Consider the following 11,939-nt stretch of genomic DNA (forward strand, 5'->3'; position numbering starts at 1 on the left):
CCCCAGAAGTTAGATTTTGACTCTAACTTTTGGGGTGCACATCACTTCTAACAATTAAGGTGCAGTTTTTGTATGACAAAATATTTATAGGGGTGTCCAACCATGGAAAAACAAAAAACATTTTAGATAGTTATATAATTTAAGGAATTCAGATATTATCTATTTTTCGTTTACCTTGAATTAAACCAATCAGATAAGACGTTGCAGCAATGCCGCCACCTGCACCTATAATTGTTAATACTTCTGTTATTGTAACCATAGTCATGTAAATATCACTCCTCCACTATTTATTGAACACAAAAGACACCGAAGGAGATAAACCGCATCGGTGTACTTTAATTATGTTTTCATCTTTTAATAACTACAGATTTTTCGATAACATTCAATGGCAAAAGAACAATGTCTGCAATAGCCAGATGGTGTAGATCCGGAATGACAATACAATTCCGTTTGTTTTGACATTTGAATTTCAATGTTTTACATACGTATTGAGAGCAAATCTTATTTCAAAAACGGTTGAATCCTCCAAATTGATGATGTCCCATGTGATCGTGGTGGCTTACGTGATGACCTACAGGGTAAAAATTTACCGGTTGAACCATGTGGTGGTGTCCCATATGGTGCCCTGTTTGATGGCCTACATGATGACCTTGGGAACCATGATGATAATGGTGATGATGGTGCTCATGCCGATGCTCATGCCGATGCTGCTCATGCCCCCCATGAAATTCTTCTGGGTTTCTCAAATTTATCTCCCCTTTTCAACGAGTCCTTGTAAATTATGTTGGATTAATAAAGTATTTTAGACTATAACCCATATTTACATATTATTAATAGCCCCCAAGTATTTGCGCCTATCATTGAGAATTCCAGATTTATAGCTATATAAGCTATTTCAGATAGATTTACTTTTGAATTTCCACATTGATTGAACGGGCGAATAATTCAGGTAGGAATATGAATGTTTAGTAAACTAAAAGAGACTGGTTTCCCAATCTCTTACTATCTAACTTTTCCTATTAGAATGGCAGGTCATCATCACTTACCGCAATTGGACCTCCGCCCGTTTCGAATTGATTACCATTTTGACTTTGATTGTTACTGTTACCAGCGTAAGGATTAGGCTGTTTCTGATAGTTCTCCTGTCCTTGCTGTTGTTGGTTGCCTTGTCCTTGTGGTTTCGGGGTCAAGGAACTGTACAAAGTCAGCGACAACCTCTGTAACATATACACGATCCCCTTGGTCGTTCTCGTAGGCGTGAAATATATTAAAAGTCAATTGAATCCTTCGCGAAGCTAATCTCCTATTTACCATCCACTTTTAAACATATAATTACTCGATAGTTCATATTTCATTTCTAGCTAGAAAGTATTATTTTTTTATAAATAGAGGAATTTACAATATTACAATGTTTCATTAACATTTCCTTAACATTCTAATATTACGCTAATTAAGGAATTATATTTTAGTTAACCATGGGAGGTTTAATATTATGAACAAAAAAAAGGTAATTATTCCACTATTAAGTGCAGCACTTCTGTTTCCATCTGCGGTCAATGTATTTGCTGAACCGTATAAACAAATAGAAAGCGTAAAATCTGTTGAATTTATTGGTATGCCTGCACCTGTTACTAACGAGGAAAAATCAACAATGTACAGTGATGCCAAAGTAAAGGTGACATTAAGAGACGGTACTAAAAAAACAGTTGAGTTGGATTATACTTCGTTAGCAGAGCCTGGTGATGTCATTAATGGCAAAATTGTCGGAGCTGCATACGACATCAACGGCAATATCATAACTAAAGCAAATGGCGAGCCTATTGTTTCAACTGCACCAGATGCAAACTCACTCCTTAGTGTAAATGGAAAAAGCGGCAAGTTATATATGATCAATCATTTTGAGAGTATGCCAAATAATGAAATTGGTACAGTGCCAAGAGCGTTATATTTAAATACTGTCAAACAAGATAAGAAAACGGGCGTACTCGAAATTACTGATATTAAACCGATTGACTTTTCAGCATACGGAGGTGTTTGGACTCCATGTGCCGGCATCTTATCTCCTTGGAACACTCATTTAGGCAGTGAGGAATATGAACCAAATGCACGTGCTCATGAAGAAAATCCTGAAAAATCTTCTGTTACACAATTTGCTAAAAATTATTATCAAGATCCAGAAGCAATTGGAAATCCTTACTTATATGGTTATACAACAGAAGTATCCGTTCATCCAAATGGTAAAGCAAAAGCGGTCAAACACCATAGCATGGGTCGGTTATCTTTTGAAAATGTAACAGTAGCACCTGATAACCGTACTGTTTACTATGGGGATGACGGCGGCTATGTGATGTCCTTTATGTACATAGCTGACAAAGAAAAGGATTTATCTGCTGGGACATTATATGCCGCAAAATTTGAGCAAACTAGTGCCGAAAACGGCGGTGCTGGAAATTTAAAATGGATTAAATTGGGACATGCATCGGACCAAGAAATGAAAGAATTAGCTGAAACCCTAACATTCAGTGATATTTTTGAAACGGCAAATGATGCTGAGTATGCAGCAGCAAATGGCTTCAGCCATATTAAAACTGCAACTGGTGAAGAATTTTTGAAAGTAAAACCAGGCATGGAAAAAGCAGCTGCTTTCTTAGAATCTCGCCGATATGGGGCTATGCTTGGAGCAACGTCAGAGTTTAATAAGATGGAAACAGTCACATTCAACAAAGCCGATAACAAAGTCTACATGGCTATGTCCACGATTGCGAAAGCCATGGAAGAAAATCCAAATGATCCTGTAGATGATATTCGATTACCCAAAATCAATGCAGGTGGTATTTATGAAATGAGTCTAACTGATAAACAAACAGATCGTGAAGGTAACCCTATTGACAGTAATCATGTGGCAACTAAAATGGAAGCTATTTTAGTAGGTGAAGACATTCCAAAAGATGAAGAAGGCAACAAAGCTCATCTTGATAAAATTGCCAATCCAGATAACATTGTATACTCTGAAAACTCAAGAACTTTATTTATTGCTGAGGACACTGGCAATCATGTAAATAATATTGGCTGGGCTTATAATGTTGATACCAAGAAACTTTCTCGTGTCGTTTCTGCACCTAATGGCGGTGAAGTAACTGGAATACAAGCCATTGATAATTTAAATGGGTACTCTTACTTAATGGTTGGTTCTCAAAACCCAGGGAACATCGGTTATATCCAGTTACCTCCTGTTGATAAAAAATAAGCTAAGTAAGACCGTTAGAAATCTATCTAACGGTCTTTAATTCGGTCTTCGAATATTAAAAGCTCAAGATACAATTCTCAATAAAAATCATACAATTAAATATTGTTCCTTCAAAATAAGTCCGCAGAGGTTATATAGTCAATTATTGGCTATGTAATTCTGCGGATTTTTTTGGGCATAACGGGTCTGTTTAATAATACCGAAGGGAATCCACATCGGCGATACCCCTATCCTGTTTTCATCTTTTAGTAACTACTGAACTTTCGGTAGCACTCAATTACAAACGGGCAATGCCTACAATGACTGGAAGGCGTTGACAAGAATAGTCTCTCCGCTTCTTCTGGCAACATGTCTAAAATCTCCCGTTTAGAATTGATTTCGTTTGCTATACCCAAAGCCCATCGTCTAGAGATTCCCATATCGGCATGATTGAAAACATGCTTACTTGCTCTTCTGAATCGAAGAAAATACAAGTTGCCTTCGACTCGTGTTCTGTTCTTCAATTGCCCTATCGCCCACGCATACAACCCTACCTGATGATTGTCTCGAACGTCGTATCTAACCCTGTTCGTCTTCCAATCGACTATTTTACTTCCATCCGGTGACACAAGATCAATATAGCCTTGTAACATCGGGGCTGAATCTTCATCAGAAAGTGATAGTTGAAAATGAATCTCCGTTTCACCCATGTTTTCTTTAATCGGTGCATGACTAACCAACTCTGACATTTCATCCATAGTCACTTCTGGATGAAACTCAGCTTCAATCATCCCGTTTAAAATGGCTTCTGAATGAGAAACCCCATTAATTTTATCCTCGACCGCTTTATGAACTCCTTTGCCCAAAGCTAGAGGATAAGTGGTCGGTTTTTCGTATCCTTCGATGTACTTCTTGAAGAATCGATAAGGGCAGGTTGTGTAAAGGTTCAAACGTGAAAAAGAGTAAATCAATATGATCTCTCCTGTCTTCTTTCTGTTTTCAAATAACAAAAGGAGACTGGATACCCAATCTCCTTCTACTAAGCTCCCATCAGAACGGCAGGTCATCATCGCTAACTGCAATAGGACCTCCGCCCGTTTCGAATTGATTACCATTTTGACTTTGAGTGTTACTGTTACCAGCGTAAGGATTGGGCTGTTTCTCGTAGCTCCCCTGTCCTTGCTGTTGTTGATTGCCTTGACCTTGTGATTTCGGATCAAGGAACTGCACAAAATCAGCGACAACCTCAGTTACGTATACACGGTCTCCTTTGTCATTCTCATAATACCGGGTACTAATACGACCATTCACCGCAGCTTGACTGCCTTTTTTAAGGAAGTTCGCTGCATTTTCAGCCGGCTTTCTCCATACTTGAATCATGATGAAATCAGCTTCACTCTCGCCATTGGTATTTTTAAATGGACGGTTCACCGCAAGCGTAAAATTACAAACGGCGACACCATTTTGCGTGTATTTTAGTTCTGGCTCTTTCGTCAGACGACCTACCAAACTCACATTGTTCATAATGTTCTCCTTTTCTCATGACTGTTTTTCAGCCATGTCCCTTATTTCTCTCCGTATAGGGTAACGGATATTTTAATTAGCCAAAGACACTTTTTTGTTAGTTTTTATATTGTGTTTGCACATTTCAATTTTTCGTTTTCGATTTTTATTCGTCTTCCACATGTGATAAAGAAAGGCCACGTTCAGTACGACTTTATTCAATTTAAAGTCATAAGTGGACAGTGAGGCTTTCCATGCAGCCCTTCCAATCTCAGCACCTTCTATAGCCCATCCAGTACGTTCATCTTCATCTTTCACGTATTCAGCCAGCAGTCGATTGAACATCAGATGAATTTGTGTATCGTGACAGGAATGCATGATAAAGTGAAGAAGCTCATTTTGACGTTCTTCTTGATTTTCTATATGAGCTACCACTATGAACATGGCAAAGTACTTAACAAGCTCTTCGTATTCATAGTTCTGCCAGTCATTTAAGACCATTTCTCTATTCTTTTTGAATGCGGCTCGGTTTTTCCGTTTATATTCAGCCCATCCAATGGATCGAAGTTGACCAGCATTCAAACATTCAGCCGGATGAATGGGTTTCTTTCTTGCTCCAAAATACTTTTTACGTATTTCAGAGTAGGGTAGTCCCGACAACTTAACTTCAAAGTCTAATACGCCACCCGACACACCACAAAACCAACACTTAAATACCTGGTCATGCGTGTTAAGTGACAAATAATATTTATGTCCTTTACCTGGTTTGGAGTCCTCTTCGCAAAAGCTACATTTGCAAAAAGTCTCCTTTTTACCGTAATAGCGAGGATTAAACGTAAGTCCATATTCCTCTGCAACTTTCAGGATTTCAGGAAGCATGATTAAGCCACCCCCTTATCTGCATCTCCCAATTTCTCGAAAAACGTAAATCCATTTTCCGTACGGGTCTGCATCTTAAATTTATCCCCTTCAATAAGATGTTGTGTTTTTTGAACCGCAACTTCCCCTTGTGCAAACACCATTGATTGAGTATTACTGGCAACACTCTTTACATACATTTTTGCGAAAGAAACGCCGCCGGGAGTTGTTCCCTGTTCATACTTTTCCATGATGAACGCATCCAGTGGTTCAGAAGCTGTTTCCTTCTCCTGTTGAACAGGCTCTTGAATGGATTCATTTTGAATCGATTCAGATTGTACAGGCTGCTCATTCACTTGAAGATAAGAGAACTCTTCAAGGAAATTGAAGCCACTCTCTTTCTTAATGACCAAAGCCAACTCCTGACCCATTTGAATATGGCTAAGAGAATCGATTACGTCCTGTTTCCCTTTTACTAGAACAAGACTCACTTCGTTGGTTGCCTTATCCATGACATTTAGTTTTGCAAATGGCACATTTTGTGGACTGATCCCTTTTTCAAAACTTTGTAGAATGAATACACCTTCAATATTTTTATCATTTGATTGCTGAGCATCCGGCTCGGGAATTTGTTGATTTCCTGCAACCACGTCTTGTTTGTTGGGGGCTGGATTTGATTTCATTGCTACATCCATGTTTCCGCTATTAGCGTTATCGTTTTCTTCGAGCGACATTTCCTCACGAGTGTATAAACCACCTAGAGGGAACTGACGACGAAGTACGAAGACTTCTGCTATCTTCTGGATCATAGCGGACGGCATTTTATCCCAAGTGTTTTTATTGCCGTACTTCGAGTTGAGTTCGCCTGAATTTGCTTAAAAGTATTCCTGGAAATTTACGAATACGGCAACCGGCCTAAAACGTTTATGATGCATGACTGCATATGCACCAAGTATTGGACCACGCTTCTGACCGAACTCATGCTGAACACTTCCCTCTGATGGGATGAACTCGAATGTATCTCCTTCTCTCACCACATTCGCGTTAGGAGGTCCTACATATCCTTCTTGCGAAGTAGCCACACGAAGTAACCCATCGCGAGTAGTAATGAAAGATGTATTCGGTCCATTCTTCGTTTCATAACGTTGAAAAACGATATCACCGAGCAATGGATTTAAGCCGAATGTTTCACAGACTTCAATAAAATGGTTCGCCTCTTCTTGAGTTCCTTTTGCTGGCTGAACAAATCGATTCCAAATCAACGACTTCTGTTCGTTTGAAAACGTAAGTACTTTTTCCACTAAAACCATCTCCTTTTGTAATTTTTATAAATAAAAAAGTCGACTACACCCATAAGGGATCATTCGACTTTTGTGTAACCCATTGCAACAGAAAACGAAAGTTGTTTTGTTTTCATTTCATTGCAGCACTCCTTTCAGATTTTTTGAAACAAAAAAGCCGATGTCCCCCATAGTGGGATCAATCGGCTTTTAAAATATATATCACGCAAAAGATGCGTAAGTATCTAGTGTTCTTACATAAATTTTGTAACGTAAAACGTCTGCCTAACTTTCTCAAAAGAGAATGAAAATACTTAGGCTGAACATTTGTGTCGAATCTCCTTTAGAAATGAATAAAAGGTTTAACGACTTTCACCGGGGTAAAATGGTGACGTAAAAACTAATGAAATATGTATATATGATACCCAATTCAAGAAGACCTCGCAAATCGAATGAAAATCAGTATCTACGTTATTGCGAAGAAGAAAAGCATCTTAACTAAAGATGCTTTTCGATTTCCTTAGTTTTAGGTGAAGCCAACGAGAATGTTCATTTGACTTAGCTAAGTAATCTTTTAACTGATCTGTTGATAGATTTTTGAATTAATCAATCAATCCTAAAAAGTTTTTTCCAAGTATATATTCCTTTTGGTTATCAGGAATTTGAAGTGAATCAATCCAACTTTTCTTTGCCGAATAGTCATATTCATTAAATTTTGTCATTCCATATGGTCCGTCGCAACCATAAAGAACTTTACGATATCCTAAATATTCCACTGCCTTCTTTACAATAGATGGATTAAGATAATCACTTGATGTGTCAACAAATACATTTGGTTGATCCTTAACGTATTTCCAAAGTTTTTTCCAAAAAGGAAGACCGGCGTGAGCATAAATTAATTTAAGTTTGGGGAAATTTTCAGGTAAATATTTATAGGAGTCTGGTTCTGAAGATAGATGAATAATCATAGGTATACCTTTTGATTCACACATAGTCGCAACTGGAGCAAGTGCCTCAATACTATATTCATGCATGAACGGATGAGCTTTCACTCCAATAAAACTAGGTTTATTAAGATATAATTCTACTTCTTCCACTGATACAGGTATCAGTGGGTTCACTGCTACCCAGCCTAGAAATCGGTCTGGAAATCTATTAATTGCAGTAGCAACAATATCATTGCTCGGTTTGGTAAAAATCTTGAATGAATTGCCATAAAGTTTCAAATAGCCATCCTTTACTAGACCATCATAAATTCCGAGCCCAATTTGAGGTGCATTTAGTATTAGAAAACGGAATAAGCATTGTAAATTATGTTGAAAAGTGCTATCCAATTCAAACATTTTTTCATTCATAGGGGCAATTAGCGCTGTTTTAGTTACATCATTTTTATCCATACCCTCTATCATTTTTTCTAAAGTCAACATTGTTTCATCCACATGAAAATGGCAATCAACAATCAATTTAATCCTCCCTTTCGAATTACTGTCTAATTTGTATATCAAACCACTTAACTGCAACTCACCTCTAGCAGAGTTAGATAACATCCCGCTGTTAAAAATTAAATAACAAATCTGAGACTAAGTGGATACACAGGAAAAAGAACTTATAGATTACCATCTCATTTCATTAGTTCAACATAAACATCTATTTTAGTATATTTCTTCACTCGTTTCATATATACCTTCATCCAGAAACACCCTGCCCCGTTACTTGAAAGATGAAAGTTTCCGAGTTAGCTTTCCCTATCGAATTCCCACACCCGTTATTTTTATAGGTGTAACCCCTTGTAAGATCTGATTTAAAAATGAATTCCTCTTCTCCAAGGGATTACTCATTACAATTAACTTATTCTATTGTTATTTTGTTTCGTACAATACTTCCGATACTGGGTTAGGAACAGTTAGCTTTTCTTCTTGAACAGGATATTTAAATTCTGAAGCTGAGTTGTCTTCTTATCTTGCTGTTTTTTCTTATTTGCATCTGACATGACTCAGCTCCCTTCCTATAACAAGTATTCAGAGTTTTATATCATACATTTAAACCATATTCTTCCGCATCTCCTACTTCGCTAATAAACTATCCGGAATCATCTAAGAAATAAAAGAGCTTTTGAAGCTCTTTAATGCCATCCCGTAAATCCATATCTAGGGCCATCCCTACTTTAAGCGTTTAGTAGTCACCTTTAGCGGTTGCAAGGGCCTAATTGATTCAGTAATTATAATAAGTCGTTCATTGAAGTGTTTACCGCTCCATTTCAAATACATAAGCAAATCAATGCCGTCCCGATGCTTCAGTTCCGATACCTTTTGCAGCAAGACATTCTGATCACGCAATGTGTTCATTACATCGACAATATCCATGTTGTTTCCATGCAGTTCTTTAAGTAGCTTCGTTACATTACGTGCTGATAGTTCCTGAACGGTTGCGAAGAATGCATCCTGCTTTCCGAACAAACCTTTTAATACATCGACCGTCGCTTCCGCTACTGTATCCGTGTCACCTTCTATTGGATTGAAACATGCGGAATTGGGTTTGTCAGGATCAACATGAATACATGGGATATCCATTTCGAAACACATTTCATTTACCATTGCTGCAACATCACCTTTTGGTTCGACAACGGGTATACCTAATGGTACCCCTCGTTTCTTCTGCAGCAGTAATTGATAAATCATCGGTTTTAATATCGTTGCCGTTTTGCCACAACGTGTTGGACCTACTGCAAGCATATGTGTGAAACAATCACTCCCTTGCCATACAATCGGCATACCCATCTGCCTCACCTCCTATCAGTTTCATTTTTTTATCCAATCCCACTTGCTGAAGTTCTCATGGATTTGATCAATTTTGAATGGTGCACGATAACCTTCTTCAAAGCTGAACAACGTCAGGATGGTTCTCAATATTTTATATCTGAGTAATCCCAGGTGCTCTTTGTTCTGTTTTTTTAACATTAGTTGATTTGCATGTTCACCTTCTTCCCATAATAATTCGGGTAACGCATTGGAATTTTGGGATATACGCTTTCCCCAAAAACGCATATCCTTTTTGAAGGTTTGGGTATCCATCATCCTCAACAGTAGAAGGGATGTTTCAAGGACGACAAAACCCAGCTCGATTAGATCGGCTGGGCTTTGTTTTGCTACATGGGCTTCGACTTCAGGGTAGATATATAGCTTATTTCTACAGACTTTAGTTTTGAAAAACACTTTGCGACTTCCCCCTTTCGAAAAAAATGGAAATAAAAATAACACGTTCCATTCAATGGCTGAATGAAACGTGCTTTGTGTCAAATAGGTTATTTTTATATCTTACTTCTTCAGGTAATGGAAACCCAGTAGGCGTCTTTTGGAGGCCTATCGTTAACATACTAGAAGCTGAGAAAATTGAGTTTCTAGTCGTGAATGCCCAACATATGAAAGCAGTGCCGGGTCGCAAAACCGATGTGAAGGATGCCGAATGGGTTGCCAAGTTACTTCGTCATGGACTACTCAAAGCGAGTTTTATTCCTGATCGAAATCAACGGAAACTTCGAGAGTTGGTTCGCTATCGTCGCAGTATTATTGAAGAGCACGCAAGACAACATAATCGGATTCAAAAAGTGTTAGAAGGAGCGAATATCAAGTTGGACTCCGTTGTCTCCGATATTATGGGTGTTTCAGCTCGTGACATGCTTAATGCCATCGCAGATGGGGAGGATGATCCTATAAAACTTGCGAGCTTCGCTCGTCGTACAATGAAAAAGAAAAAAGATGATCTTGAACGGTTGGATTCTATTCCTGGCGTTGCCACTCGTATGGCTGAACAAATCCTAGCTGAAGTCGGAATCGATGTCGGGAATCAATTTCCAAGCTCTTCCCATCTATGTTCCTGGGCAGGATTAGTCCCTGGCCATAATGAAAGTGCTGGTAAAAGGAAATCCACGAATATAAAAAAAGGAAACAAATATCTAAAGTCGGCCTTAGTAGAAGCCGCTCACTCTATAAGAGGGTCGAAGACCTATCTTGGAGCAATGTATAGGCGCACAGCTGCACGAAAAGGCAAAAAACGTGCAGGTATTTCTGTCGCTCATGCCATTTTGAGGATTGCCTATTATCTCTTAACACGCAAAGAAATGTATGTAGACTTAGGCGAAGATTATTTTGACAAACAAAAGCAACAATCTATTGTACGGTATTCTGTTCGAAGGCTCGAAAACTTAGGATACAACGTTACAATTACTGAACCGCAAGTCTTCTAATCCAACAAATAACTCGATCCAAACCCAGGCGCTGCATTTTTTTAAAAAAACATGAGTTGCGTCTTCTTTAGTCTTGCCATTTTTACGAAGTTTTGGCATTTAATTTTCATGGGAGTTGAATAAGAACAGAAACGCTTACGGAACAACTTTATCGACGTGATTACATATTTCAGTGGCGGTCTGTCAAAATTCATCAATTATTGGACCGATAACTATTAATTACCCATAATTTATTTGATTTTCTCCGCCAACTCTAAAATAATTCCTTCTGGCCCACTGCAGTAGCATAACTTATAACTTTCTTCATAGTGTAGTATCTCACTAAAGATTTTCGTACCTTTCTTTTTCAACTTGGCAACAACAGCTTCAATATCTTCGATGGTCGTTAAAAGTAAGATTAAATAGTTCATTTTCTTTTTCATTTTAGAACTCTCCTATAATAGTTTCATACTGTTCATTCTAAATATCTGTTAATGTTAACCTATTGATAATAGTACATTCCAAGATTAACTTTATTTCAGTGAATACTTTGTTCAAAGTCTGCAGTATAAAATTTCAAAAGGTCGCGAGAATCTAGGCCCTCCGACATACCGACACCATTAAGTTGCGCCTATGTAATACCATCCTCGCCAGAAATACTAACTTATATGCGGACGAGCACTTCGTACCAGCCCGTTACTTCATATTTACAACTAAAACTTCTTATAGATATATCAAAGTTGTAGAGCTTGACATTAAAATAAACACAAAAAAGGCCATTACCTATAAGGCAATGACTTTTTAATGAGACCGGCGACGTCCTACTCTCACAGGGGGAAACCCCCAACTA

General features: G+C 38.1%; 9 protein-coding genes and 3 pseudogenes. 3 read left to right on the plus strand and 9 right to left on the minus strand.

Going from position 1 to position 11,939, the window contains the following annotated elements; all coding sequences use genetic code 11:
- Positions 1-488 precede the first annotated feature (488 nt).
- The gene (locus tag AC25Y6_RS19320) at positions 489-806 is read left to right on the plus strand and encodes a hypothetical protein (RefSeq protein ID WP_488144166.1); all 318 of its coding nucleotides are present in this window, start codon (positions 489-491) and stop codon (positions 804-806) included.
- 213 nt (positions 807-1,019) lie between these two features.
- On the opposite strand, the gene AC25Y6_RS19325 is transcribed toward AC25Y6_RS19320, so the two are convergent.
- Positions 1,020-1,226 carry a hypothetical protein gene (locus AC25Y6_RS19325; RefSeq protein WP_488144167.1) on the minus strand — a complete coding sequence of 69 codons (207 nt, stop codon included), beginning with the start codon at positions 1,224-1,226 and terminating at the stop codon, positions 1,020-1,022.
- Between the two features lie 266 nt (positions 1,227-1,492).
- Between AC25Y6_RS19325 and AC25Y6_RS19330 the strand changes: the two genes are divergently transcribed.
- A complete protein-coding gene (locus AC25Y6_RS19330; RefSeq protein WP_488144168.1) occupies positions 1,493-3,247 on the plus strand; it encodes a PhoX family protein in 1,755 nt (584 codons plus the stop codon).
- A gap of 245 nt (positions 3,248-3,492) precedes the next feature.
- Here AC25Y6_RS19330 and AC25Y6_RS19335 read toward each other — a convergent pair whose 3' ends face one another.
- From AC25Y6_RS19335 to AC25Y6_RS19365, 7 genes and pseudogenes are all read right to left on the minus strand, one after another.
- On the minus strand, positions 3,493-4,197 hold the full coding sequence (locus AC25Y6_RS19335; RefSeq protein WP_488144169.1) for a PD-(D/E)XK nuclease family protein: 705 nt from the start codon (positions 4,195-4,197) through the stop codon (positions 3,493-3,495).
- Between the two features lie 79 nt (positions 4,198-4,276).
- Positions 4,277-4,753, minus strand: a complete 477-nt coding sequence (gene ssb / locus AC25Y6_RS19340) for a single-stranded DNA-binding protein (RefSeq protein WP_488144174.1) — start codon at positions 4,751-4,753, stop codon at positions 4,277-4,279.
- 69 nt (positions 4,754-4,822) lie between these two features.
- Positions 4,823-5,608 (minus strand): hypothetical protein, encoded by a 786-nt coding sequence (locus tag AC25Y6_RS19345; RefSeq protein WP_488144170.1) that lies wholly within the window; start codon positions 5,606-5,608, stop codon positions 4,823-4,825.
- 2 nt (positions 5,609-5,610) lie between these two features.
- A pseudogene (locus tag AC25Y6_RS19350) lies at positions 5,611-6,897 on the minus strand (RecT family recombinase).
- A 572-nt stretch (positions 6,898-7,469) separates the two neighbouring features.
- The gene (locus AC25Y6_RS19355; RefSeq protein ID WP_488144171.1) at positions 7,470-8,330 is read right to left on the minus strand and encodes an amidohydrolase family protein; all 861 of its coding nucleotides are present in this window, start codon (positions 8,328-8,330) and stop codon (positions 7,470-7,472) included.
- 696 nt (positions 8,331-9,026) lie between these two features.
- Positions 9,027-9,644: a type IV secretory system conjugative DNA transfer family protein gene (locus AC25Y6_RS19360; protein WP_488144172.1), complete on the minus strand. Its 618-nt coding sequence runs from the start codon at positions 9,642-9,644 to the stop codon at positions 9,027-9,029.
- 21 nt (positions 9,645-9,665) lie between these two features.
- Complete coding sequence (locus tag AC25Y6_RS19365) at positions 9,666-10,079, minus strand: hypothetical protein (RefSeq protein ID WP_488144173.1); 414 nt, start codon at positions 10,077-10,079, stop codon at positions 9,666-9,668.
- 131 nt (positions 10,080-10,210) lie between these two features.
- Between AC25Y6_RS19365 and AC25Y6_RS19370 the strand changes: the two are divergent.
- A pseudogene (locus AC25Y6_RS19370) lies at positions 10,211-11,110 on the plus strand (IS110 family RNA-guided transposase); the annotation flags it as partial.
- A 230-nt stretch (positions 11,111-11,340) separates the two neighbouring features.
- On the opposite strand, the pseudogene AC25Y6_RS19375 reads toward AC25Y6_RS19370, so the two are convergent.
- A pseudogene (locus AC25Y6_RS19375) lies at positions 11,341-11,490 on the minus strand (VOC family protein); the annotation flags it as partial.
- Between the last annotated feature and the right edge of the window lie 449 nt (positions 11,491-11,939).

It is taken from the genome of Sporosarcina sp. Y1004, from assembly GCF_057669665.1.

Bases quoted from the DNA above. Each gene is read 5' to 3' on its own strand.
- AC25Y6_RS19325 (WP_488144167.1), bottom strand. From the start codon at position 1,226: ATGTTACAGAGGTTGTCGCTGACTTTGTACAGTTCCTTGACCCCGAAA.
- AC25Y6_RS19330 (WP_488144168.1), top strand. From the start codon at position 1,493: ATGAACAAAAAAAAGGTAATTATTCCACTATTAAGTGCAGCACTTCTG.
- AC25Y6_RS19345 (WP_488144170.1), bottom strand. From the start codon at position 5,608: ATGCTTCCTGAAATCCTGAAAGTTGCAGAGGAATATGGACTTACGTTT.
- AC25Y6_RS19360 (WP_488144172.1), bottom strand. From the start codon at position 9,644: ATGGGTATGCCGATTGTATGGCAAGGGAGTGATTGTTTCACACATATG.